The sequence below is a fragment of the Caulifigura coniformis genome, assembly GCF_007745175.1.
GTDB lineage: Bacteria > Planctomycetota > Planctomycetia > Planctomycetales > Planctomycetaceae > Caulifigura > Caulifigura coniformis.
Genome location: NZ_CP036271.1, coordinates 283,476 through 306,422 on the forward strand (window position 1 = coordinate 283,476; position 22,947 = coordinate 306,422).

Annotated in this window: 26 protein-coding genes; 13 read left to right on the forward strand and 13 right to left on the reverse strand. The window is 61.0% G+C overall.

The window, feature by feature from the left end; translation table 11 throughout:
- Positions 1–63: 63 nt before the first annotated feature.
- From Pan44_RS01145 to Pan44_RS01170, 6 genes are all read right to left on the reverse strand, one after another.
- Positions 64–2,451: a serine hydrolase gene (locus tag Pan44_RS01145; protein ID WP_145026458.1), complete on the reverse strand. Its 2,388-nt coding sequence runs from the start codon at positions 2,449–2,451 to the stop codon at positions 64–66.
- Positions 2,452–2,632: 181 nt separating this feature from the next.
- Complete coding sequence (gene ypfJ / locus Pan44_RS01150; RefSeq protein ID WP_145026460.1) at positions 2,633–3,520, reverse strand: KPN_02809 family neutral zinc metallopeptidase; 888 nt, start codon at positions 3,518–3,520, stop codon at positions 2,633–2,635.
- Between the two features lie 132 nt (positions 3,521–3,652).
- Positions 3,653–5,164, reverse strand: a complete 1,512-nt coding sequence (locus Pan44_RS01155) for a terminase large subunit domain-containing protein (protein ID WP_145026462.1) — start codon at positions 5,162–5,164, stop codon at positions 3,653–3,655.
- The gene (locus Pan44_RS01160) at positions 5,161–5,574 is read right to left on the reverse strand and encodes a helix-turn-helix domain-containing protein (RefSeq protein ID WP_145026464.1); all 414 of its coding nucleotides are present in this window, start codon (positions 5,572–5,574) and stop codon (positions 5,161–5,163) included. Before Pan44_RS01160 ends, Pan44_RS01155 begins: the two co-directional genes overlap by 4 nt.
- A gap of 19 nt (positions 5,575–5,593) precedes the next feature.
- Positions 5,594–6,100, reverse strand: a complete 507-nt coding sequence (locus Pan44_RS01165) for a GNAT family N-acetyltransferase (RefSeq protein ID WP_145026467.1) — start codon at positions 6,098–6,100, stop codon at positions 5,594–5,596.
- Positions 6,097–6,918 carry an ATP-binding cassette domain-containing protein gene (locus Pan44_RS01170; protein WP_145026469.1) on the reverse strand — a complete coding sequence of 274 codons (822 nt, stop codon included), beginning with the start codon at positions 6,916–6,918 and terminating at the stop codon, positions 6,097–6,099. The genes Pan44_RS01165 and Pan44_RS01170 overlap by 4 nt, the downstream gene beginning before the upstream one ends.
- Before the next feature lie 724 nt (positions 6,919–7,642).
- Between Pan44_RS01170 and Pan44_RS01175 the strand changes: the two genes are divergently transcribed.
- On the forward strand, positions 7,643–7,840 hold the full coding sequence (locus tag Pan44_RS01175; protein ID WP_145026471.1) for a cold-shock protein: 198 nt from the start codon (positions 7,643–7,645) through the stop codon (positions 7,838–7,840).
- 79 nt (positions 7,841–7,919) lie between these two features.
- Here the strand turns inward: Pan44_RS01175 and Pan44_RS01180 are convergent, their stop codons facing one another.
- From Pan44_RS01180 to Pan44_RS01195, 4 genes are all read right to left on the reverse strand, one after another.
- Entirely contained in the window at positions 7,920–8,489 is a 570-nt protein-coding gene (locus Pan44_RS01180; protein ID WP_145026473.1) for an MgtC/SapB family protein, read from the reverse strand.
- A 68-nt stretch (positions 8,490–8,557) separates the two neighbouring features.
- Complete coding sequence (locus tag Pan44_RS01185) at positions 8,558–9,136, reverse strand: hypothetical protein (RefSeq protein WP_145026475.1); 579 nt, start codon at positions 9,134–9,136, stop codon at positions 8,558–8,560.
- 69 nt (positions 9,137–9,205) lie between these two features.
- A complete protein-coding gene (locus tag Pan44_RS01190) occupies positions 9,206–9,412 on the reverse strand; it encodes a hypothetical protein (protein ID WP_145026477.1) in 207 nt (68 codons plus the stop codon).
- Between the two features lie 3 nt (positions 9,413–9,415).
- The gene (locus Pan44_RS01195; protein ID WP_390620573.1) at positions 9,416–9,823 is read right to left on the reverse strand and encodes a secondary thiamine-phosphate synthase enzyme YjbQ; all 408 of its coding nucleotides are present in this window, start codon (positions 9,821–9,823) and stop codon (positions 9,416–9,418) included.
- Here Pan44_RS01195 and Pan44_RS01200 point away from each other — a divergent pair.
- Entirely contained in the window at positions 9,810–10,739 is a 930-nt protein-coding gene (locus Pan44_RS01200) for a hypothetical protein (RefSeq protein ID WP_145026481.1), read from the forward strand. The two genes, Pan44_RS01195 and Pan44_RS01200, sit on opposite strands and share 14 nt — an antisense overlap.
- 320 nt (positions 10,740–11,059) lie before the next feature.
- Positions 11,060–11,779 (forward strand): recombinase family protein, encoded by a 720-nt coding sequence (locus Pan44_RS01205; RefSeq protein ID WP_145026483.1) that lies wholly within the window; start codon positions 11,060–11,062, stop codon positions 11,777–11,779.
- A 165-nt stretch (positions 11,780–11,944) separates the two neighbouring features.
- Here Pan44_RS01205 and Pan44_RS01210 read toward each other — a convergent pair whose 3' ends face one another.
- Entirely contained in the window at positions 11,945–12,673 is a 729-nt protein-coding gene (locus Pan44_RS01210; protein WP_145026485.1) for a TIR domain-containing protein, read from the reverse strand.
- A gap of 473 nt (positions 12,674–13,146) precedes the next feature.
- Between Pan44_RS01210 and Pan44_RS01215 the strand changes: the two genes are divergently transcribed.
- From Pan44_RS01215 to Pan44_RS01260, 10 genes are all read left to right on the forward strand, one after another.
- A complete protein-coding gene (locus Pan44_RS01215; RefSeq protein WP_145026487.1) occupies positions 13,147–13,953 on the forward strand; it encodes a DUF3102 domain-containing protein in 807 nt (268 codons plus the stop codon).
- Between the two features lie 1,235 nt (positions 13,954–15,188).
- Complete coding sequence (locus tag Pan44_RS01220) at positions 15,189–15,479, forward strand: hypothetical protein (RefSeq protein WP_145026489.1); 291 nt, start codon at positions 15,189–15,191, stop codon at positions 15,477–15,479.
- Positions 15,480–15,569: 90 nt separating this feature from the next.
- Entirely contained in the window at positions 15,570–16,181 is a 612-nt protein-coding gene (locus Pan44_RS01225) for a recombinase family protein (protein ID WP_145026491.1), read from the forward strand.
- A 48-nt stretch (positions 16,182–16,229) separates the two neighbouring features.
- On the forward strand, positions 16,230–16,598 hold the full coding sequence (locus Pan44_RS01230) for a hypothetical protein (protein ID WP_145026493.1): 369 nt from the start codon (positions 16,230–16,232) through the stop codon (positions 16,596–16,598).
- Positions 16,595–18,058 carry a hypothetical protein gene (locus Pan44_RS01235; protein WP_145026495.1) on the forward strand — a complete coding sequence of 488 codons (1,464 nt, stop codon included), beginning with the start codon at positions 16,595–16,597 and terminating at the stop codon, positions 18,056–18,058. Before Pan44_RS01230 ends, Pan44_RS01235 begins: the two co-directional genes overlap by 4 nt.
- Positions 18,055–18,537 (forward strand): hypothetical protein, encoded by a 483-nt coding sequence (locus Pan44_RS01240; RefSeq protein WP_145026497.1) that lies wholly within the window; start codon positions 18,055–18,057, stop codon positions 18,535–18,537. Before Pan44_RS01235 ends, Pan44_RS01240 begins: the two co-directional genes overlap by 4 nt.
- On the forward strand, positions 18,537–19,016 hold the full coding sequence (locus Pan44_RS01245) for a hypothetical protein (RefSeq protein WP_145026499.1): 480 nt from the start codon (positions 18,537–18,539) through the stop codon (positions 19,014–19,016). The genes Pan44_RS01240 and Pan44_RS01245 overlap by 1 nt, the downstream gene beginning before the upstream one ends.
- A 40-nt stretch (positions 19,017–19,056) precedes the next feature.
- Entirely contained in the window at positions 19,057–19,383 is a 327-nt protein-coding gene (locus Pan44_RS01250) for a hypothetical protein (protein WP_145026501.1), read from the forward strand.
- On the forward strand, positions 19,380–20,066 hold the full coding sequence (locus Pan44_RS01255) for a hypothetical protein (RefSeq protein WP_145026503.1): 687 nt from the start codon (positions 19,380–19,382) through the stop codon (positions 20,064–20,066). Before Pan44_RS01250 ends, Pan44_RS01255 begins: the two co-directional genes overlap by 4 nt.
- 423 nt (positions 20,067–20,489) lie before the next feature.
- Positions 20,490–22,097: a recombinase family protein gene (locus tag Pan44_RS01260; protein WP_197453744.1), complete on the forward strand. Its 1,608-nt coding sequence runs from the start codon at positions 20,490–20,492 to the stop codon at positions 22,095–22,097.
- Here Pan44_RS01260 and Pan44_RS27200 read toward each other — a convergent pair.
- Both Pan44_RS27200 and Pan44_RS01265 read right to left on the reverse strand, forming a co-directional pair.
- Complete coding sequence (locus Pan44_RS27200; protein WP_197453745.1) at positions 22,066–22,218, reverse strand: YjbQ family protein; 153 nt, start codon at positions 22,216–22,218, stop codon at positions 22,066–22,068. The genes Pan44_RS01260 and Pan44_RS27200 overlap by 32 nt on opposite strands.
- Before the next feature lie 37 nt (positions 22,219–22,255).
- Entirely contained in the window at positions 22,256–22,879 is a 624-nt protein-coding gene (locus Pan44_RS01265; RefSeq protein ID WP_145026507.1) for a hypothetical protein, read from the reverse strand.
- Between the last annotated feature and the right edge of the window lie 68 nt (positions 22,880–22,947).

The window sequence follows — 22,947 nt, forward strand, 5'->3', positions numbered from 1 at the left end:
CACGCACCCCGGCTGCTCCAAAGCAGCCGGGGTGCTTTGCAGAATGGCCGCCTCTCGCTGAGCCTACTGTCCCAGCGCCTTCGCCGCCGCGTTCTGGAACTCTTTCCGGAGATCCGAGCCGTCGCTGTTCCCCATGTCGGATCGCTGCACCAGCAGGATGTACAGCGTTCCCTTCACGGGATCGCACCAGACCTGCGTGCCATACGCGCCGCCATGCCCGAAGGAGCCGGACGACAGGGCGGCCGTCACATTCTGCGGCTCACGGACGAGGCAGACGCCCAGGCCCCAGGCGTTCCCTTCGGTGAAGCCTGTCTTGAGGTCGCCCGTCTGCACCGACGTCATCTTTTTCACGGTTTCCGGCTTCAGCACTCGCACGCCATCAAGTTCACCGCCGTTTAGAAGCATCTGGTAGAAACGGCGGACGCTCTCGACGTCCGCGAACAGTCCGCCCGAGGGCATCGGCGTCTGCTTCACGCCTGTCCGGGCCGAGACGAACGTATTCGGGGTCGGCACGAGCCCGTCCTTCTTCCCGTTCATCTTGTACGTGACGGCGAGCCGGGCCCGTTGTTCCTCATTCAGCGAGAACGTGGCGTTCTGCATGCCAAGCGGCTTGAAAATACGCTCGGCCATGAAGTCGTCGAACGGTTTGCCGGAAACAATCTCCACGATCCGGCCTGCGACCTGCAGGCTCCAGCCATAGGCCCACTTCGAACCGGGCTCGAAATTGACCGGCGCCCTGGCCATCAGCTCGGCCTGCTGCTCGAGCAAGCGCTGTTCCACTTCACCCACTTTCGGAAGTGAGAAGCCCCCCAGCCCCGAGGTGTGCGTCAGCAGATGCTTGATCGTCAGCGTTTCTTTGACAGGCGAGCCATCCTTGTGCTTTAGCTGGGCGAAGGACGGGATGTATTTCGAAACCGGGTCATCGATCGAGAGCTTCCCTTCCTGCTCGAGGATCATCACAGCCGTCGCCGCCTGAGGCTTCGTCATCGAAGCGATCCAGAACATGGCGTCCGCGCCCATCGGCCGGTGCTTTTCGACGTCAGCGTCGCCAAGCGACGACTGATGCACCACCTTCCCCTCGTGCGCGACCAGCGTCACGATTCCCGCTACCTGCTTCGATTCGATGAACGGCTTGAGAGCGTCGTCAATCGCGGCGATGCGCGGAGCCGACGCGGAATCGGCCGGCTTCCCGGCCAAGGCGTCGGCCAGGCAGTACAGGTGCGTGCGCGTGCGGACGAACAGTGAGTTTCCGGCGACCGCCGGCGACGCGAGGCAGCCGTCCGAAAGCTCGTTCTTCGCGAGTTCGTTGTACTCCCGGCCCGTTGAAATGACGGTCCCCTTGCCCCCGTCATCGAACAGGTAGATCCGATGGTCGCAGAGGATTGGAGAGGCCGAAAAGTTCCCGCCGACGCGCTTCTGCCACACCGTGTCGCCATCCGCCGCCTGCATGCACGAAACGATCCCCGCATCGTCCACCACATAGATCAGCCCTTCGTGGTAGATCGCCTGCGGTTTGCTCGGCATCTGCCGGGCCTGCTTCCACACAATGTTGGAATCGGTGACGTCCCCCGTTCCTCCCGGCTTCATCGCCAGGAACACCCCTTTGCCGAATCCAGTGCCGATAAACAGCAGGCCTTCCTCGTAAATCGGCCGGTTCGGCGTCGAAAACTGGTCGTAGCGGGCCCGCCAGATTTCCTCGCCGGTGGCCGGGTCATAGGCGAACAGCCCTTTCGACGTCGGGCTGATTAGCTGCCGCTGGCCGTCGACGTTGATGACGATCGGCGTCGCGTAGGCCTTCTTCTGGTCGTAGTTGTCGGTTCCGAAATGACGCGGACGGTGCGTGAGCCAGATCGTCTCTCCGGTCCGCTTGTCGAGGGCGACGACGAACTGGCGGTCGATTCCGTCGTAGTGCTCGATGAGCATGTCATCGATGATCACCGGGGAGGATCCGGCGCCCCGATAGTGCTCGCACTGCAGGTCCCGCCGCAGCCAGACGGGCTCGAACGTCTTCGTGTCCAGACAGACGATCCCATACATCCCCCAGCTCAAATAGACGCGGCCTTCCTCGATGGCCGGCGTGGGCGACGCATAGGTGTTGAACTTTTCGATCTCGCTCGGCCGCTCGACGCGGAAGATCGGTCGGTCGAACAGGACTTTTCCCGTTTCACGGTCGAAGCACATCGCCGACAGCGTCTGCCCGTCGAGCGTCCCGGTGGTGACCCAGACCTGATCGTCCCACACGACCGGAGAAGACCAGCCGCGCCCGGGAATCTCGACCTTCCAGCGGACGTTCTTGTCCTCGCTCCATTCGAGCGGGAGCTGGCAGCCGGTCGCATGTCCATCCGCCGAGGGCCCGCGGAACTCGGGCCAGCGGTTCTGAGGAGGCGACGGGGCCGCGCCGAGGGCGAGGAGCCCGAGAACCAGGGCCGCGCATCGAGAAGCAACGATCATCACGTCTTCCCCGAGGTGAAACGATCTCCGCGCGAGGGGTACGCCGCGGCTCTGTGAGCCGTGCACATGTCTCGCAGCAACACGGTTCCGGTCCGGGCCCGGCCGCGACTTCGGCCTCTGAAAGCAACACACGGCCGAAACCGCCGGGGCACACCGATGGGCGCGTCCCCCCTATCGTTCCCTAAAGCTGGTCGTAGGGCAATTCAAACAGGGCGTTCCCCTGCTGGATGTCGCCCGTTTCCAGCCCTCTGCGGAACCAGCGGGCCCGCTGCGCCGACGTTCCATGCGTGAAGAGATCGGGCCGCACCGTGCCGCGAGCCTGCTTCTGCAGGCGGTCGTCGCCGATCGCCTGGGCGCATCGCATCGCTTCCTCGACGTCTCCCTGCTCCAGGATGTTCTGCAGTTTGTTCGCCCGGTTGGCCCACACGCCGGCCAGAAAATCGGCCTGCAGCTCCAGCCGGACCGACCACTCGTTCGCACCCGCCTTGTCGCCGCGCTGGGCGTGGCGCTCCTGCTGCATGTGAACCTCGTCCGAAATCCCGAGCAGGTTCTGCACATGGTGTCCCACTTCGTGCGCGACGACATAAGCCTGCGCGAAGTCGCCGGCGGCGTCGAATCGCTGTTCGAGTTCCCGGAAGAAGCTCAGGTCGAGATACACATTGCCGTCGGCCGGGCAGTAGAACGGGCCGGTTTCCGAACCCGCCACGCCGCATCCCGACTGCACTCCGTCGCTGAACAGGATCATCTTCGTCGGCTGGTATTTCTTGCCCAGCTGCCGCTGGAAGACCTCGTTCCAGACGACTTCCGTATCGCGAAGCACCACCGACGCCATCTCCTTCAACGGTTCGTCGGCCGGGTCGATCGGACGCTGTGCCCCGCCGCCTCCCGGTTGCCCGATCTGGATGCCGCCCCCCCGCTGCAGAACCGCCAGCGGATTCCCCCCCATGAACCAGATGAGGAGCGCCAGAATGAGGATGCCCATGCCGCCCCCGCCCAGGGCCATCCTTGGTCCGCCCGAGCCTCGACGGTCTTCAACATTGGAACTCTGTTCTCGGCCTTGCCAGCGCATGGGGGTATCCCGGGAGAAGTCGGACGACTCGCGAACGTCAATTTACCCGGCCGACGCACGTCCGCCAGCGCAATCGTGGCCGAAGAATCCCGGACGAGGGGGCCCGCAACCTCCCGCGACCACCGGAACCCACTATCCCAGCAGCCCCCCCTGCTCCGGCGAAACGATGTCCCACACAACCTCCCCTCCGGCCGGATGCTCTACCAGGGCCTGGCAGGCGACGCCGAGCGCAAAAGAACGATCGTCGTGATGCTCCCCATCGTTCCGGTGATCAAAACGAAAACGCCCGCCGCTCTGCTCGCGGATCACCAGGCTCGCCAGCTCCCTTTCCAGGTCGTCCGGCCGATCGAGGCCCTCCTCGCCCGGGACCGTTCCACACCCGCGGTACCACCGCACCTGGCGTTCGAGAATCAACTGCCGGAGCGTGATTGCCATTTCGAAGTTGCCCTGGCCGCCGCGGAATCCGTAACGCTCAATCGGAAAGCGGCTCTCCAGCGACTGGATGACCGACACCAGTTGATGCGGGTCGAGAATGAACCGCACGCCGGGAAAGGCGCTCGCCACGGAGTGAATCCAGTCACTCACCCAGCGGACAGGTGTCGCCCGCAGCGGCGAAGGACGGACCACGTCCATGCGGTCGACGAGAATCGCGGCCCCTTCCCGATGGCAGATGCACCCGACAGTGAGATCGTGCTTTTCGGCGTAGTCGATGCTGGCGACGTAGTCGCGACCCGGCTCCCCCTCATGCCGCGGCGCCAACGCCTCGTCGCGGCAGGCGCTCGCCTCGGCCAGCGAAACGAATTCTCCGTCCGAATGTTGCCACTGGTTCAGCCACAGGCGCGCGAAGACCGCCGGCGGAAGGAGCCGACGCTGCTCCTCGAGCGATTCTTCCGTGATCCACGGAGCCTGCGGACGCGGCAGGGTCGAGAAGCACCAGGCGGGATCGGTGCGCGCGGCCTCCCGGGCAGCCCACTGCCAGCCCCGTCCCACCCCCGCGTTGCTCAACACGAGCATTACCGACTCCGGTTTCTTCGCCGCCGACGAAAGAAGTGAGTACCACAGATCAGCCGACTTCCAGTGGCACAGCTCGTCGCAGATCACGAAATCGGGGAGCTCTCCCCACGAGCTGCGGACGTCGGACGAGATCACCTTCAGCAGACAGCCGCTCGCCGGATTGCGAATGCTGCTTTCGAGGAACTGCAGGCCGCCCAGGAGGTGGGGATTGGCCCGCGCCAGACGCTGAAGCGCGCGCTGGACAAGCTGCGCCTGCTCCAGGTCAGCCGCGGCCACGAGACCATTCAGCGGCTTCCTGGCGGCAATCAGCACCCAGGCCAGCTGGACCGCCGTGTCGGTCGTCTTGGAGTGTCCGCGCGGCCGTTCGCGATAGGCCCGGCGAAGCACGCCCGGATGAGCCGCCCTTCCATGCACGAGGCCTTCCCAGGCGCCGTCAAGGAGTCCGAAGTCACGCTCCTGCCACGGCTGCAGCTCCTCGGAGAACCACTCGGACGGCCGCCGGGGATCGATCGCCAGCATCCTGCGAAAACTCGCGGGCCCACGCTCCGCCGCCAGTCGCGCCCCACCGCACAGCAGCGACCAGCCCGCAGCCAGCATTCGGTTCCCTTCGACGCGTGTGGGCCGGCTCATTCGCAGACCTCCCCGGGAAAGTCTTCCGCGAGCACCTTTCGGACGCGATCGAGCTTCTCGATCAGTTCCCGCGGAGTGACCGGAATCTCGTCCTCACCAGCCGCGTCGTGCGCCGCCTCCTCCTTCAGCCAGAACGTCTGGGCCGACACCGTTCCCTTCATCGCTTTCAGATACATGGCGGCCCGGACGTTCTCCCCGAGCGTTTGGGGAACGGGCTTCATGTGCCGACGGAAGCGCGCATCACGCTCCATCGTCAGCCGGGCCGATTCCAGGGACACCCCCAGTTGCGAACAGACTGCGGCCGGCGACGCCCCCTGCGACACGAGCCGCACGAACTCCTTCTGTTGCGCCAACGTCAACGGCACGGGCTCCGTCCACGTCTCCGTGATCCCGCCCGCTTCAGACGTCACTTCGCCGTCTCGACCAGCCTCACGACCCGAGACGACCGCCCGCGTCCCGGTTGTCGAAGATGTAGTAGACCGGTCGTGCGTACCGGCTTTTGTCGTACGTTTCCTGTGAGACGAGTTTTCGGCTGCCATCCTTGCGCCGCCCTCCGTAAATCGATGAATGTCCTGTGCGCGACTGCACCTTCCTCACCCCGCCTGCGACTGTCGGGACGCGAACGAATCCCGCCCTCTCGAAGAAGGGATTGATGCGCCCCATCTCCGTCAGCGCTTCAATCCACGGAAACCGGCACAGCTGACACGAACGCCGGACGAATTCCGACCCGATCCCCGCGCCCCGGTATGTCGGATGCAGCACCACCCGCGACAGCAGAACCAGGTTGTGGTTGAGCGAACGCAGTCGCAGCCGGTCGAACTGCCCGCTCCGTCCGAAAAACCGGTTCCGTCCCGCCAGCGACAATGGCGGCGTCGAGAACACACAGATCCCGACCGGCTCGTCGCCATGCCACAGCAGCGTCTGGAACCGCGTCAACGCCAGTCGGTGACTCCGATAATGCCACCCAGCGAAATACGGCCAGTCGCCACGGGTCGCCTCGCTGATCCACAGCTCCCCCGCGAAGCTGACTCTTTTTTTTTGCGACCCGCGGGCCCCATCGCCGCCGGCGACTCACGCGCCTCAGCACGCACGACCTCGAACGTCCCCTCGAGTCCGCACCGCACCTGCACATCGGGCGACAGGTCTTGCGCCACGTCCTCATGCGTCGTCGCCAGCAGGAAACCGGTTCCGGTCCGTTCGGCCAGGCGGCGGATGTTGAAGGCGATCACTTTGGCCAGCGTCCGGTCGAGCGTCGCCGTGAATTCGTCCGCGACGATCCAGTCCGGCTTTTCCGCCAGGGCCCGCGCCAGCCGGAAGCGGTATCGCTGGCCATCGCTCAGTTCACACGGGCGCCGCAGGAGAAGTCGGGCCTCGCTCAACCCGCACTGGGCCAGAAGCTGCATGGCGTCCAGCGTTTCGAGCGGAAGGGCGTCGACGAGCAACTCGTCCCCCGCCGGCAGATCCTCGATCCACAGCACCCTGGCTCCGGGCGGTCCTTCACCGGCGTCCGCTGAAACGACGCCCCCGCCAGACGGCCCCTGCAATTGCAGAGCGGCCGCCCGCATGAGCGACGACTTCCCCGATCCGGAAGGCCCGGTAAACAGCACCACGTCGCCGGAACGAATCGGAAGATCCAGGTCCTCGGCCAGGTGATGCCGTCCCTGTTCGAAGCCGATTCCGAAATGGTCCATCACGCGCGCGGCGCGAACGGTGCAGGTTTTCGGAAGAAAATCGTGGGCAACGGTGATTCGCATGGTCCTGTTCCAGATGACGCTGTCATCAGAACAGGAGCGGTTGCGCGCCGCAGGGAACGACTGCGACTCAGTCGCGGGCCCGCCACCGCTTCATCGCCTCGGCACGGAGCTGCTGAAACTTCTCCGCCTTCTCAGCCATCGTCCTCGCCGACGACTTCGTCGGGGCCGGCTTTTCGGCCTCGGGCATTGGTTTCCGCGGACGAGATGTCACGGAAAGAGACCCGCTCGAGCGCGGGACGGCCGGCTGCTTCTTGGAAGTTTTGGGCATGTCCCCATTATGCCCGCATTTCCCACCCGGCGATACGGATTCGCCCCGCGAATGTCGCGAATGACCCTCTTTTTCGCCTCCCCAGCCTGATCTCGCTTTTCTTGAACCCTCTTGTTAACATGACAGGGCGAGTTGAATTCGAGAACGCTTCAGTTGGATTTTCTGACGAGCTCTCTTTGCCGACCGCTGGCGGCATTCCGCTGAGCAGTGCTGAGTCTGGCATCTTCCTGTCAGCCCTCATGCCCGCGGATACCACCACTGAGGAATGCTTTCGGTCTGTCTCTTCGCATCAGCGAAGGCAGCCTGGAAGCGGAAAGAATGGCCCGTTCCCCAACCCTTGCAATTTTCATTGTGCAAGCGGGGAGGCGGAGGCACTGCTCGCAGCGGATCGGGTCCGGCAAGGTGCTGGAATGTTTCCCGTTCCGATAGGAACAACTGAGACTCAATGGTGTGACGATGGCTGAAGGTACGATTAAGCGTCTGACGGACAAGGGCTTTGGATTCATCGACATGGGCACGGGCAAAGACCTGTTCTTCCACATGTCGGCCCTCCAGGGCACGCGGTTCGACGATCTCCGCGAAGGGCAGCGGGTTTCGTTCACGGAGGGCCGCGGCCCGAAGGGACCGAATGCGGAAAACGTGCGGGCGCTCTAATCGCCTCCACGAAAAACTGAACGGCGAAAACGCCGCCCCGAAACGGGCGGCGTTTTTTCGTTTCTCCCCGGAGCCCTCCTCACGCCGAACCCTCATTCCCCTGCCGCGGCAGCGGCTCGATCTTCATCCGCACCGTGTCCCCCGCCGCACGCTCCAGGGCCCCCGCCGTCTGGTTCAAGCTTCGCGTCACGCGGCTCTCCACACCCTGCAGCGCCGCAAGAATCACGAACGCCAGCACGGCCCCGAGAATCGCCGTCATCTCACGCCCCATGCCGGCCGACATCCCGATCGCCGCCGTCAGCCACAGCCCGGCCGCCGTCGTCAGCCCATGCACCTGCTGCGACTCCGACTGCTTCAGAATCGCCCCCGCGCCAATGAACCCGATCCCGGTCACGATCCCCTGCACCACCCGGCTCATGTCCGTCAACGTCACACCCGCCTGCTGAGGAATCATCGCAAACAGCGCCGAACCCAGCGCCACCAGCATGTGCGTTCGCAGCCCGGCCGACTTCCCCGACCGCGCCCGCTCAAAACCCAAAAGCCCGCCCAACGCCGCCGCGAGCACCAGCCGGACAAGGAATCGCAACGACTCGGCGATCGATGGAATGTCCGAAAAGTCCTCGACGACCCCTTTCCACAAATCGTCCATGGCTCTCTCTTCCGCGCGAGTGCTGACCATCCAGGTAAGTTCTCACGCTAGCAGAAGATGACGCGGCGCTAACACCAGCGAACTGGATTGCCCGAGGCCACTGAGGCCTCGAAAACCGCTCTCAGCGCCTGGACCACGGGTGAAGAATCGTCCGTCCGCCGGGGACGCTGCTCGACGTGCATCTCCGAGGGATACACAAAACGGCATCGACCGTCGGCCGTTTCCCACGAACCGTCGTCCCAGGGAATCTGTCGCCCACTGATGGCGATCCCCGAGGCGTAAACTCCCCCCGTCTCGAGATCCTCCCACATCACGTCGTCGTCCTCTCCTTCGATTGGCTCGCCGTTCTGGCGGAACTGCCGGAAACGGGGCGTCCGGAAGAGGTCCCGGCCGGAAGTCGCGTCGATGGCGAAGAAATCCCGCTCACTGATTCCAACGCGCATCCCCCGACGCCCCGACCAGACGAAGACGCCCTCGTAAACGGGGATGTGCTCGTAAAGCTCCAGGCCCGTCGCCGTCTCCACAAGCACCGCCCGGAACCCGCTCAGCGCGGTCGAATCAAACGCCGCCAGTTCGCGAAGCGCCCGGACGCTCGCCTCGGCCGGCGTCAGGCCGCCGTTGAGATTCGGCAACTCTTGTTTCAGCACCGGAAAATGCCGCCAGCCAATCTCCGCCAGAGTGGATTGAAACAGCCGGTACGAGGCCCAGTTCCCGATCTACTGGCAGGCCAGGTTCATCCCCTCGTGTCGACAGCACGACAGCATCCACCGGTCGAACGCCCGCCAGTTCGCGTCGGAATCATGCTCTCCCTTGAGGCAGACGTTCTCCTCGTCGTCGACGGTCAGCCACTCACGCGGAAAAGGGGGCTCCGTGATCGTCCCGTCGCGCAGACAAGTGCACATCACCGTCGCGTCCAGCCCCATCGATCACTCTCCGATGATCTTGACCATCACCCGCTTCGGACGTCGTCCATCGAACTCTCCGTAGAAGATCTGCTCCCACGGGCCGAAGTCCAGCTTCCCCATCGTCACCGCCACGACCACCTCCCGCCCCATGATCTGCCGCTTCATGTGGGCGTCGGCATTGTCCTCTCCCGTGCGGTTGTGGAAGTACGTCGCCGGCGACGCATCGAACGGGGCCAGCTTCTCCAGCCACAGCTTGTAGTCGTGATGCAGTCCTGCCTCATCATCGTTGATGAACACCGAGGCCGTGATGTGCATCGCGTTCGAATGGGGTAATGGGTTACTGCACCTCATTTGAGTTCTTGATCCCGGGACGCACGGGGAGACTCCATAGGACTCCTCCAACGAAGGATGCGCGATGCAAACCGACACCGTAGATCAGGTTGAGTCCCCTACCAAGTCACTGCCAACTGTCACCACGGACGACTTCGTCATCCTGACGTGTCACTTCAATCCGCAGGGTTATCGAAGACCGGTGGAGAACTACCACCGTTTCCGGGAAGCTCTTGGCGGACTTGCCGAGTATCTGTTCTCCGCCGAGCTGTCCTTCAACGGAACCTTCGAGACCGACGCCCAAATCCGTCTGCACGGGGATCGTCGAAACCGGTGCTGGCAAAAGGAGGCGATGTTGAACCTCCTTCTGCGTCAGCTTCCTCCATCGATCCGCTATGTCGCGTGGATCGACCGGGACATCAAGTTCCTCAACGCCACCTGGATGCGGGAGGCCGTTGAGATGCTCGCTTCCGGTCATTTCGCAGTCCAGCTGTTGGAGTCACTGGTCATGCTCGACCGGTGGGGGATCATGAACGACCTCCGGGACGGTGTCGTCGTCACCTCCAAGGACGGTCTGTTCAAGGGCTTTCACGGAGCTGCGTGGGCCGCACGCAAGGACTATCTCGATGCCATCGGAGGACTGCCATCCCGTCACATCGTCGGGGGTGCAGATAGCCTCATGGCAGCGACCTGGCTTGGGAGAGGTCTGGACTACCTGCCCCGTGCGGGAGTCTCGAAGGGGCTCATTCGGTGGAGTGAACGCTGGGCTAAGGGAGCCCGTGACGCGATGCACGGGATGACCTGTGGACACGTCCCCGGAACAGGGATGCACTTCCATCACGGTGATCGGACAAACCGGCGATACAACGACCGCCACACCTTGCTGCGGGCGCACGGGTTCGACCCGGACGTACATACGCGGGTAAACGCAGATGGTCTGATCGAGCTCCACGTCCCGCCGGCACTCGCCTCGACCATCGAGGATTACTTTGTCGGTCGCCGGGAAGACGAGTAGCTCCGTCGCCGGGAATGCGGCTGTCCTTTCGTCCGGCTGCCCTGGGCTACCGACCCACCACCCGGAACACGCCGGCGAAAGGACGGGCTCATCTCGGGCGTGACGGCTTGGTGTTTTAGAACCACTGGCCATCACCAAATGTCGTTGCGAACTTATCCCCGATTGCCAGTGATGGTCATGGGCCATCGCCGGGGCAATCACGACATTTAAGGCGTACGGGTAAGGCGGAGTAGCTACCGCCCGACACGATCCCTCCCGGACGCTGTGGTTCGTCCAACCGCCACAGTGTTCGGGAGGGGGTCTCCCGAAGGTTGGACAGCATGGACGTTCTCGAAGCGGACTATGGCACTCCTCCACGGAGGAGTCAGGAATATCAGACGCGGGGTAAACCGAGCGACTTCCTCCATCATCTTCCCGCCCTGCTATCGCTCACCGCAGTCCTGCGGATTGTCCTCTACGTGCGCGTCTCCGGTCGGAATCAAGCCCGCGGAGACAACCTCGAACATCGCCTCCAGTACCTCCGCAACAGGCTGCGGGGTCTGAACGTCGAAATCATCGCCGAGTTTACTGAGGTAGGATCCGGGTGGAAGAACGAACGCCCTCAGCTTGCCAATGCGATCACATTCGCCCGGGAACACGGTGCCGTTGTCGTCGCCGCGTCGGTGGACCGATTCGTTCGCCATCTGGCCTACAACAGTGACCGGGATGAACACTTCGTCCCTGTCGTCGCGGACTTCCAGCAGTTGATGAGAGAAGCCGGTTCGGTTCGCCTCGCGACGTGCATGCACCCTGACGCCACGCCTGTCGAGGTCGCCAAGGAACAGACGAAGTGGAATCCGAACACTGGTCGTCCGAAGAAACGTAAAGCCGGTTCACTACGTGATCGCCACAAGGGACGACTCGTCTACGACCAGCTTCGCTGGATGTGCATTCTCCAGATTCCACTGCGCCGAAAAGCCGCCATCCTCAAGGTCCCGGTGAGTACCGTTCAGAGGTGGCAGGATATGACGCTGGAAGAGTGGTACGACTTCACCCATTGATGGGGTGTACCATTTTTGCCGGAAGCTTGTCCGGTGATTACCTGATTGCGAGGCAAATCGCTGGACGCCAAGGGTTATCGCGATTCTGTTTGTCGTCGACGAAACCCTAGGACATTCCCTGCCCAGCCTTCAACCTCATTCTGCCTTCCAGCTTGCTTCTTACTCTCACAATCCTCCTTGAAACACAATAGTGCTAGCTCCGATGCGATGAGGGTAGTAGTTCCACGCAATCGCTGCCTGCTGAATGAACTTCTTTGTGGAACCAGGGGGAAGTTTTAGTTCACGATCTGTGTCACTGAAAAATATAACTCTCGTATTCTCATGAGAAGGACGTGACCCCATCCACGATTGCAAGATGGAAATAATATCACTGTCATCAAGTTCAATGACGGTTTCCGGTTCTGGCTGGGTAACCGGTGACTCAGCCACCGGCGGTTTGACGGTGTACTTTGCTAATTGCTTCCGGACCCGGTTGCATGCAGGGCCAAGAGCGGCAACGAGATTTTCATCCTGCCGATTAGGTTCATAGGTCGCCGGCGTGATGCCGAGCAGGTCGGTTGGAAGATGGAAGTCCTCGACGCCTCTTGGGATCACGATGAAGCTTCGTTCCTTTCCCAGACGTCCAATGAACAGGCCAAGCTCGAAGATGACGTTGTCTCTCGCCACCGACACCGTTTCTTTGCGCAGCGTCGTGATGTCGTCTGGTCCAAACACGAACAACCCGAAGTCTGCCTCATCAAGAGCGTCCACCAAAGACTCAATCGAAAACTTGGACAACGCGAAGATGCCCTGAGTCCAGACGGTCACGTCGGCATCGTGCTCCAAGTTTTCTTGGGCGGCGTAGGCGACCGACAGTTGCTCAACTGACGACCCGATGAACAAACGTGGTTTCATGCCGCTGGCTCGTGACTCAAGAGATGCAGGTAGGCCCGTAACGCGAGGAGGCATTCTATCGGCGAACGACGTCGCTGCACCTATCCAGCCAGCCCATACAAATGGCTTGTTGAGACTGGAGGGTATGATTTTGAGTACACCACTCCATCTTTCACGACACGCGATTGAGAAATCCGGTTTTCGTAGAAAATAGTGCATCAACTTACTGTACAATAGCTTGCGAACCACAAGCCTATTTCGCTGCCCGTGAAATCCACGTGATTCTCGGCTGACACCTCAATCTCAAAACGACATAGAGGGGACGGAAGCGCCCCCGTCCTCGCGTTGGGCCCCCAAAACCGACTTCGGTACGGGGACCAAGGAGGACGTGTCGGGAACCAGTAAGCATCGCAACGACCCGTAGCCGTCCGGGTCGTCGCAGGGTGGCTCAAAACGGTAGTCGACTACCGTTTTGAGATCAGGAGACGGGAATCATGTCGGAACAATCGCTTGAGGCACTTCGGGACGAAGCCAACAGTGCCCACAACTCAGTTCTCAGTTCGATGCGGGACGTGGTGAAGTTCGCCAAGCAGGCAGGTGACGCACTCACGGCGGTCAAGAAGCTGGTCGGTCACAAGAACTGGACGAACTGGCTGACCGACAACAACAACTTCAAAGCGTCTCCGGAAACAGCCAGGGCATACATGCGGATCGCCCGGAACTGGGAGAAACTCGAACCGGAGTTGGAGGCCAACCCACTCCTGACACTGGAGAAGGCGCTCGCGTTTCTGAGAGTAGCCGCCCTGCCACAGCCTGAAGCTCACCACGAGATGTCGGATTGGGGAAAAGTACGTCAGGAGGTCCGCAAATGCGCAACGATGATCGGGCAACGGATTGCCAACTATATTCGCACATGTTGGTCAGCCGAGGAGGTCGTGTACTTATGGTGTCATTCGAAGATAGACGCCGATTTGCTTGACTTCCTCGATGCCATCAGGAGTGAGATCGCACCGTTCTCTGAGGTGTACGTCGACTACTACATTGCGCACCGCAGAATAATGGCACACGTTGCCGCAGGTCGGGGGAACGAACTGCCCGCCGACGAGCCGTACCCGGTCGACACGTTTCGCGAGGCGTTGCGGTCACGGTTCACCGATGAGACCGCGTTGACCCCCTACCAGAAGCAGAAACTGTCCCGTTGGCTGACTCCAATTCCGGCGCCCATCGAACATGACGACGACGGCACGGACGACGACCCAACACAGCCAGGTCAGTTAGTGCGTAAGGAACTCGCGGTGTGATGCGTCAGTGGGAGCCACTGTTGGCAACTGCAGGAGGGGAAGTTTCGCCCTCCCCTCCTAATGGCCCCGATTCAGTTGGAGATGCGGATTTTGACGGCCCCATCCATCTCTCAATCCACTCCTGCACTTCCGGAGACGGAGTATCAGATGGGGTCTTCCAACCGCTCGTGTACTTGCGGTCAACACGGGCTTTCCATAACCGATCCATCTCCTTCGCTATCTCAATCGCCTCATCGTTCAACTTCACCAAGCAGTCATCCGGGGGTGGGAACGTGCCCTTGTTGCCCACGAGGACTTGCCCCATCACGCACCACCGCTGAAGTCGCGTTACTACGGGTACGGATGCCTCGCCGAACAGCAACGTAAGCCACTTCGCGTCTGAACGAAGATCGATCGCCTTCGCCCGGAGAATTTCGCCAAGCTGGTAACGATGTTCCTTGTCGGCGATGACGCGAGGGTCCGACTGACTGGTGAATCGCCGCACCTTGCTATTGTACCTTGATATTCGCAGGTCCATGAATGCCTGAGCGAATTCGTGTCGGTCTCGCTCTACCTGCCGAAAGGCTTCAAACGCCTCTCGATGAAGATTTGCCTTACGGCCAGCACGTTGTGCGAACAAATGAGCGATGTACGCCGACGCCAACGGCAGAAACGCTTTTTCCGCGTACTGCCACGCAGTCGAAATCGCGGGGCCCAAGTCTAATGATGCCACGGTTCTTCCTCTGACATGCAGGCTAGGTAGTCCCCTTCCAGACGCCCTCAACGACGATTAGGGAACAAAAGATCATGAAATCCTATCAGACGGATGAATAGGGCACGAATTTGCTACGAAACGCATCCGCACGGGCAGCAGGGGGACGGGTGGGCTACCGGATCAAGCGTACCCCGAGGGAAACGCCATCCGGGTGACGTGATCGAACTCCCCCATTGGCCCGGCCCACCACCACGGGTTACGTGCGGTACCAACCCCCGGGATTCGCGTAGGGCGCGACCAAACAGCCCAGGGCGGGTTCCTGTACCCGGACCAACCCCAACGCGGGACACGGGGACGTAGGGTGTCCAGTTTAGGGGTCGCAAAACCCACCCCCGTAACCCCCACGTTTCCCGGGGTCTGTGGGGTCCGGAAACGGTGTACGGGTTAGGGGACCTTGGGGAGCCAGGGCCACCGGGCGTTTGGACAATGGGCAGCGATGCGCCGTTGCATCGAACCAAACCACCACGCCGAGACCAACCCGATGGCTACCACCAAGACTGCACCGAAGAAGACCCCTGCCCCTGCCAAGGAAGATGCCCCCGCCAAGAAGTCGCCGGGGGTGATCGCCAGCATCGAGGAGTTCCTTTCGAAGGCTACGAAGGAGAAGCCCATCACCAAGGAGGGCATTGTGGAACGCCTCGCCAAGCGATTCCCGGACAGGGAGGTGACGGCGCTCACCCGGACCTGTGCATGTCAGGTGCCGGGACGGATGTCGAAGGAACGCGGCATCAACGTGGTGAAGACCGACGACGGCTTCTACATCAAGAAGTAGTCGACCACGCGGCGAACCAGTGACCGGCCCGGGGATGCACCTCGGGCCGTCTCCATTTACCGACTGCACCTTGCATCAAAGGAAAGACGCATGTCCAAGATCGCCGTTTACGTCCGGGTGAGCACGTTCGACCAAGAGAAGGGAATCGAGTCACAGAAGACGGTGCTACGCGAATACCTCGAAGCCCACGGCATGGGGGAAGCAAGGTGGTACACCGACAGGATGTCCGGGGCGACCACGAAGCGCCCGGAGTTCGAAAAGCTACAGAAGGAGGTCTTCTCCGGCCGCGTGAAGTGCATTGTCTGCTGGAAGCTCGACAGGATTTCGCGAAGCCTAAAGGACGGGATCAATGTCCTCACCGACTGGATTGAGAAGGATGTCCGGGTCGTCGCCGTCGCTCAGCAGCTCGACTTCTCGGGGACTGTTGGTCAGCTGATCGCAACAGTGTTCTTTGCCCTGGCTCAGATGGAACGGGAGAACCTCCGGGAGAACACCAAACGGGGCATGTACGACGCCCGGCTGCGTGGTGCACGGATCGGCAAGCGTCCGTCGTTGTTCGCCAAGGACATCGTCCCGCTGTTGGAGAAAGGAATGTCCCTGTCCGGTGCGGCTAAGCATCTCAAGAAGTCTCGACAGGCCGTCTACGACTGCCTGAAACGCGAACAAATTGATCTCTCTATTTACACGAGCCATCAAAAATAAAGGGGCCTATTGTGGCCACCTCGTGGGATGACAACGGGGTGGAGAGATATGGCCAAGAAGTATCAACCAGTCGATGAGGCGAACGGTCTTTCGAAGACTTGGACGCCACGTTTTTGGGAACGTACAGACGCTCGGTCTCTTGCTCGCCGCACCATTCTCTCCCGTCGTGCGGAACTCATCGAAGCTATCGGTGAGATGTCTCCACAGAAGGAGTTGTTGGTTTCTCAGATCGTGTTCTACGGATTGATGTTGGAGAGCCTTCAGATCGAGTGCATCGAAACGGGCAAGTTCGAGCCGGGCGTCTTTACATCGCTCACAAATTCTTTGGTCGGCCTCTTGCGCATGGTCGGCATCGAGAAGCAGGCTAAAGCGGTTGCCGGCTCATTGCAGGACTACCTGCGGGAGCGGTCCGCATGAACATCATCGAAGCCATTCGTGACGAGAAGGTGTTTCGGCCGTTCCTTGAGGATGTCGAGGGAGGACTCGGCTCATGGCGAAACTGGATGGTCGCCCTCCGCGCATCGATGGGATTGCCCATCACTGCAGAGTCGTCCAAGCAGCTCATCCGTCAATGCACGGGTCGAGACCCGGACCTGCTGCCGGAAAACGGCTTCAGTACATCACTCTTTTTGACCGGAAGACGATCAGGAAAGAGTCGCGTGGCCGCAGTAACGGCCGCGTATCAAGCGGTCTTGTCTGGTCGGGAGAAGCGTCTCTCGAAGGGTGAGCAAGGCTTGGTCGTAGTCTGCTCAGTCAGTAAGCGACAAGGCTCAATCATCAAGGGCTATACGCGGTCGATCTTCAAAACCCCACTGCTCGCTCAGGAGGTGGTTGAGGAGACCCGCGAAGGGTTCACCCTGCGGAATGGTGTCCGCATCGAAATCCTTGCCGGTGACTTTCGAACTGTCCGTGGATTCACGCTGCTTGCCGCCATCGTGGATGAAGCCGCGTTTTTCGGGACAGACGAGGAGTCGAAGGTCAAATCCGATACGGAGCTGATCCGTGCCATCAAGCCCGCGTTGGCCACGACGGGAGGCCCACTTCTGCTCACGACGAGTCCTTACGCGAGGAAAGGATTTTGCTGGGAGACGCATAAGAAGCATTGGGGCAATGACAAGGGGACCACATTGGTCTGGAACGCGGCGTCCCGCGTCATGAATCCCACCCTGCCCCAGTCTGTTATCGACGAGGCGATGCAGGACGACCTGGCCGCAGCAAAGTCCGAGTTCGGTGCGGAGTTCCGCGAGGACGTCGGAATCTGGCTTCCCCGAGCCGTCATCGAAGGGCTGGTCGTTGCCGGACGGAGGGAGCTTGCCCCTGTCCTGCGTTCGGACATGCGGTACTTCGCCTTCGCCGACCTGTCCGGTGGACGCAGTGACGACAGTGCCCTCGCCATCGCCCACCGTGAGGACCGCAAGGTCGTGGTCGACTACCTCGGACGGTGGAGACCACCGAGCAATCCGTATGACGTGATTCGTCAGATGTCCAAGGTCCTGAAGGAATACGGCATCCGGGTCATCACGGGCGACAATTATGCAGCTGAATTCTGTGCGAGGGCTTTTGAAGCGTGCGGCATCGGCTACCTGAAGTGCCCGAAGCCGAAGTCGCAACTGTATCTCGAACTCCTGCCCCGGATGTGTTCCGGAGAGGTGGAACTCCTCGACGACGACCACCTCGTCAACCAGCTCGCCGGTCTGGAGAGACGGACCCGAAGCGGAGGCAAGGATTCGATTGACCATCCGCACGGGGGGCACGATGACCTCGCCAACGTGATCGCGGGAGTGGCCGACCTTGCCGGGGCCAAAGTTCTGACGCTCGGTGGATTCGACCTGCTTCAAGACACCCCAGACGCATCGTTCGATTGGAGTTTCGCATGAGCACCATCGTTCAACCTCCACTCACACCGCTTCAGGACTTCGACCGTCGTCACCATCTCGACACCGCAGTCCGGTTCGGTGGTGACCTGTACTTCGAGACGGGGGCCGTCCGGTCTGCAAACCGGCACGCCACGGCTGTCGTCCTTCGGGAACCGGAGTCGTTCACTGATATTGAGCGTCTGCAGAACCGAATCCAGCACCATTCCAAGATGGCCGAACGATCTGCGGCCGCACACACCGAAGCCCGTAAACGTGTCGCCAGCGAGTTCGTGACGGTCGTGGGAGACAAGGTGTGCCTCGAAACGTCCCGTCTGTTCCGTCAGACCCAGGACCAGTTCGAACACTGGAAGCGTCTCCACGCGGAAGCAGTTGCCGAACTTCACAACCTGCCGATCAACGTCCTGATTCGGGAACGGCAAGCCCGCCGTGGTGCGAACATCGAATCCATCCTGACCCCTGAACCTGCCGGAGACGAGTGATGCAAGAGTCCGTGAAACAGTTCGACATCGAGAACGACATCGACACCGCCATCCTGCACAACGGCTGGTACTACTTCAAAACGGGAAACATCCGGTCCAACACCACCCCCTCCAACGAGGCGATCATGTATCGCCCGCCGACGGGTCTTGAACGGGTGAACAATCAGTTGATCTATGCGCGCACTCTCGCACAGATCGCCCGGAAGGCATTCCTCGACCTCAAGAACAGGTTCGTCGACGAAGCCATCGCGGCCACCAAACCCGAGGGCACGCTGTGCACGAATCCGCAGGTCGCATACGAGCAGTTGAAGCAACTCAAGCAGGTCTACGAGGAGCGTCTGGAACAGTACCGGGAAGTCGAGCAGCAGTACGAACGGCTTCCCGAGATCCAGAGACAGCGATCCAGCGAACGTGCCATCGCCGCTGAGAAGCAGCGAGTCAACGACTACCTGCAGGCCCTTCGTAGCATCCGCGTCTGACCCCTCACCAGTTCCCACGTCCGATTCAGGAGTCCTTTCGATGTCCACGTTCCAGATGGTCCACAACGCCGAGCAGCCCAGGTCAAACGAGGCCTTCGTGCCGGATTACATCATGCAGGCCCAGAATCCGAACTACGCACAGACGGCACTGCGGAACTTCGGGGCCTATGTGCACAACCAGACGCCCCCCGTGTCCAACGCGGGCACGCTGGAACCACTTCCCTTACCTGTCATGAACTTCGAACGCGAGGACGCCCCCAGCGACTCGCGGGAAACGGGGTGTGGTTGCGGTGGTCACCAGCCCACCCGCAACGCTGCAGCCCCTCAGTTCGCTCCACTGCCCGTTCCGGTGATGTCCTTCAAATGAGCCGGGTCATCACGAAGCAACTGGAGAACCGCCCGCACTTCGTTACGGAATGCACTCTTCTCGTTGAGGGCATTCATAACGGTTCTGGTGGTCCCCTCTACTACCCTGCAGATGAGCTGCAGCGGTCGGCACCACGCTGGAACGGAATCCCGATTGTGCTCTACCACCCCGTTGTGAATGGGGTGGGAGTTTCCGCAATGTCTCCGGAGGTGTTCACCAACCGCCGCGTCGGATTCTGCTTCGGTGCCCGGATGATCGGGAATCGGCTGGTCGCTGATGCGTGGCTGGATGTGGAACGACTGCAGATCGTCGACTACGACCTCTTCGTCCAACTCAACAAGGGTGAGGGGCCCATTGAGGTGAGCACGGGCCTGTTCACGTCCAACTCGCCGGAGCGGGGAATCTTCAACGGCGTTGCGTACACGGCCGTCGCCAGAACGCATCTCCCGGATCACCTCGCCCTCCTTCCCGGCCAGGTTGGGGCATGTTCAGTCGACGCCGGTTGCGGGTTGCTGCGGAACTCGGAGAACCGGGAACTGGATCAGTTCGACCACCTTGCGGAAATCTTCCCATTCCTGAACGACGTGTATGAGCCGGAGACCGACGATGCCCAGAGCGAAGAAGCCGCGGAGGAAGACGAGATCGTCGCGTACTACTTCGGCTCGGGTGGTGCCCCGATCTAGCTCAACGATCATGTCGCCGCGTAAGAAGCCACCGGTCCCACCCCCGCTGGACTTCTCGGACTTGGACATCGGTCCGAACCCGTTCGGGGAAGACGACGTGTCCTTTGAAGAACTTGCATCAGAGGCGATGCGTGCCGAACAGATGATGATGAAGCAATTGGAGGCCCTGTTCCAACCTCTCCTGCATCGGAAGTGATCCGGCAGCGGACCGGGGAGAAAAGACGACACGCGGTTCGGTGGTTGACGCGTGTCGTGGTGAAGTAACACGTGCCTCTCCCCGGTCCGTTTCGTTGTGATCAACCCGGTGGCTACGTGACCATTTGGGTCCATAGGGAACGGCAGGTTCGGATTCATGCCCCGAACCGCAGCGTCTCCGGTCATCCCACTCTGCCGGAGACGCTGCCGCCGCCCCCTGATACAACCGTGACGACAGCAGTGGGCAAGGAGTGGGACGTGGCGAAGCTCAGATTCGGGGCGCTGATTCGCGTATCAACTGAAAAGCAAGAGAAGCTGGGAGAGTCTCTACGGACCCAGAGGGCTGACGCGGAACGCAACGTCAAAGACATGGGCGGGACGGTTGCCGGGTGGTACGGCGGACAGGAACACGCCACACCGGGCTTCGAGAAGAAGGAACTGGACCGTCTCATCCTCGACGCCACCAAGGGCAGGTTCGACGCGGTGATCGTCGCGCACGCGGACAGGTGGTCCCGAGACAACGTGAAGTCCAAGGAGGGTCTGCAGGTTCTCAAGAAGCACCGGGTCCGGTTCTTCGTCGGCAAGTTCGAGTACGACCTGTTCAATCCCACTCACCAATTCTTCCTCGGCATGACGGCCGAGATTGGTCAGCTGCACGCCAGCACTCAGAACCAGAAGTCCATCGAGAACCGGATCGCCAGGGCCAAGAGGGGGTTGCCGACCACCGGAAAACTGCCCTACGGCCGGACGTTTGACCGGAAGTCGGAGAAGTGGGGCATTGATAAGGAGAAGCAGAAGGTCATCGCCGAGGCGGCACGTCGATATCTGGACGGGGCATCGATGGCAGACCTTGCCAAGAAGTACGGCATGAACCACTCCAATTTGCACAAGGTGTTGATGCAGCGGTGCGGTCCGGAATGGGAAATGGAGTTCACGGCGCCGGAGTTCAACATCCACGAGAAGGTCATCGTCCAAATCCCGCAACTGTTGGACGCGAAGACAATCAAGGCCCTGAAGAAGCGAGCCTCTGCCAACAAAACGTATCTGCATCAGGCGGCGAACGACCGTTACCTCCTGAGTGGATTCGTCTTCTGTGAGCAGTGCGGCTACACCCTGTTCGGTCAGACGAATCACAACGGGCACCGCTACTACCGTCACTCCCGCAAGGACGGTGCGTTGAACTGCGCCTACGACCCCCGTCCGTGGGTGCGTGCGGACGAACTGGAGAAGGCGGTTGTCGAGAGCCTGTTCCGGACATTTGGGAATCCGGTTGCCGTCGAGAAGGCCATTGAGGAGGCGACCCCCAACCTCGACAAAGTCCGCAAGGTTCAGCAGCAGATTGTCGAGATTGACGAGGACCTGAAGAAGATCGCCACCGGACGAGACAAGGTTCTGGATCTCGTCGTCAATGATGCCATCAGTGACCACGACGGCCAGGAAAAGCTACGGGACTTAAAATCCCGGGAGGCTCGTCTCAAAGAGGAACGGGAGCGCCTCTGCACCAGCATCGGTTCGCTGCCGTCTGCAGACGCCGTGCGTGATGCCGCCAAACGGATCGCCGCGTCGTTCAACGACGGTTATCCGACCGCATCAGAGTCAAGGATGATGCACAAAATCACGTTGGCCAACTTCGACGTGGAACGCATGTCGGTGGAGGACCGTCGCTCGCTGGTCCGGTCCACATTCGACGGCACGCTCGCCAACGGCCGTCCGATGGGCGTCTACATCACTGCCGTTGAAGGTGAGCAAGACCACCGCAGGAAACAGTGGCAATTCACTCTGAAGGGACATGTTGTCGATGGAATTACAGCAGTAGCTCGTCGTGCTTACCATTGACAAGGCACAACCCCTCCCGGATGCCGCTCGCCCGCAGTTCGTCCTGGATCAGCGGCGTGATGTTCAGGAACCCCATCCGCTCGGGGAGTTCGAGGGTGAGATGGCGGGTGTGGGATTTCATGGGAGTTGCCACTCACAACAAACAGGACGGGCGATTCTCAGTGGAAGGGCATGTCCGGATCAAACTTCTCGACAACAAACACTGTCTGTAATCCGGCCGCGGGGACCTCGAGTTGCGTGGTCCCAGTGACGACGGCAGTGAACGTGATTGAAAAGCATTCCTTTTCACGCAGTTCCTCGCCATCGTCTGATTTATCAACACCGACGAAGACAACCGATTTCGACTCGATGATGCGATCGTATCCGAAACCATCATGGACGGAGTGACAACCGAGAAACGCCCCTGCCTCCAGCTTCCGCTGGCAGCGGATTGACTCTCCCGCATGATTTCCGAAAGAGCAGATACCCACTTCACCGACCTGGCCAACTGCAAGACGCGACCAGTCCAACGGCATCAAGGGTTGTTTCCGCTCCAGAGCTTCTCGCTTCACCAGCATCGGCAAACCACTCACGTGCGGGCCCAACGACTCACGCTGCCCCCTTCTGGCTTTCACTCGTTTCAGTTCGGCTTCTAGAGTTGCAATCTCGTCCCTTGAGGTCTCGATCAATCTCTTGCGTGTGGCAAGTCGCGGTTCCTGATTGGCCTGGATGCGTCGTTGCCTTGCATCATCCAGCTTCGACTCAATGATTTTCCGATATTCCTCAGGGCGCTGAGTCTGCACGAACTTCGCACGTGATTCCTGAACGGCCTTTGCGACCGCCTCGGGTGTCGGTCGGTCGTCGCCCCTCG

Bases quoted from the DNA above. Each gene is read 5' to 3' on its own strand.
- Pan44_RS01220 (WP_145026489.1), top strand. From the start codon at position 15,189: ATGGCTACCACCAAGACTGCACCGAAGAAGACCCCTGCCCCTGCCAAG.
- Pan44_RS01175 (WP_145026471.1), top strand. From the start codon at position 7,643: ATGGCTGAAGGTACGATTAAGCGTCTGACGGACAAGGGCTTTGGATTC.
- Pan44_RS27200 (WP_197453745.1), bottom strand. From the start codon at position 22,218: ATGAAATCCCACACCCGCCATCTCACCCTCGAACTCCCCGAGCGGATG.
- Pan44_RS01205 (WP_145026483.1), top strand. From the start codon at position 11,060: ATGGACGTTCTCGAAGCGGACTATGGCACTCCTCCACGGAGGAGTCAG.
- Pan44_RS01190 (WP_145026477.1), bottom strand. From the start codon at position 9,412: ATGGGGCTGGACGCGACGGTGATGTGCACTTGTCTGCGCGACGGGACG.
- Pan44_RS01200 (WP_145026481.1), top strand. From the start codon at position 9,810: ATGCAAACCGACACCGTAGATCAGGTTGAGTCCCCTACCAAGTCACTG.
- Pan44_RS01210 (WP_145026485.1), bottom strand. From the start codon at position 12,673: ATGAAACCACGTTTGTTCATCGGGTCGTCAGTTGAGCAACTGTCGGTC.
- Pan44_RS01250 (WP_145026501.1), top strand. From the start codon at position 19,057: ATGTCCACGTTCCAGATGGTCCACAACGCCGAGCAGCCCAGGTCAAAC.
- Pan44_RS01215 (WP_145026487.1), top strand. From the start codon at position 13,147: ATGTCGGAACAATCGCTTGAGGCACTTCGGGACGAAGCCAACAGTGCC.
- Pan44_RS01240 (WP_145026497.1), top strand. From the start codon at position 18,055: ATGAGCACCATCGTTCAACCTCCACTCACACCGCTTCAGGACTTCGAC.
- Pan44_RS01255 (WP_145026503.1), top strand. From the start codon at position 19,380: ATGAGCCGGGTCATCACGAAGCAACTGGAGAACCGCCCGCACTTCGTT.
- ypfJ (WP_145026460.1), bottom strand. From the start codon at position 3,520: ATGCGCTGGCAAGGCCGAGAACAGAGTTCCAATGTTGAAGACCGTCGA.
- Pan44_RS01180 (WP_145026473.1), bottom strand. From the start codon at position 8,489: ATGGACGATTTGTGGAAAGGGGTCGTCGAGGACTTTTCGGACATTCCA.
- Pan44_RS01170 (WP_145026469.1), bottom strand. From the start codon at position 6,918: ATGCGAATCACCGTTGCCCACGATTTTCTTCCGAAAACCTGCACCGTT.
- Pan44_RS01235 (WP_145026495.1), top strand. From the start codon at position 16,595: ATGAACATCATCGAAGCCATTCGTGACGAGAAGGTGTTTCGGCCGTTC.
- Pan44_RS01155 (WP_145026462.1), bottom strand. From the start codon at position 5,164: ATGAGCCGGCCCACACGCGTCGAAGGGAACCGAATGCTGGCTGCGGGC.
- Pan44_RS01225 (WP_145026491.1), top strand. From the start codon at position 15,570: ATGTCCAAGATCGCCGTTTACGTCCGGGTGAGCACGTTCGACCAAGAG.
- Pan44_RS01145 (WP_145026458.1), bottom strand. From the start codon at position 2,451: ATGATCGTTGCTTCTCGATGCGCGGCCCTGGTTCTCGGGCTCCTCGCC.
- Pan44_RS01230 (WP_145026493.1), top strand. From the start codon at position 16,230: ATGGCCAAGAAGTATCAACCAGTCGATGAGGCGAACGGTCTTTCGAAG.
- Pan44_RS01245 (WP_145026499.1), top strand. From the start codon at position 18,537: ATGCAAGAGTCCGTGAAACAGTTCGACATCGAGAACGACATCGACACC.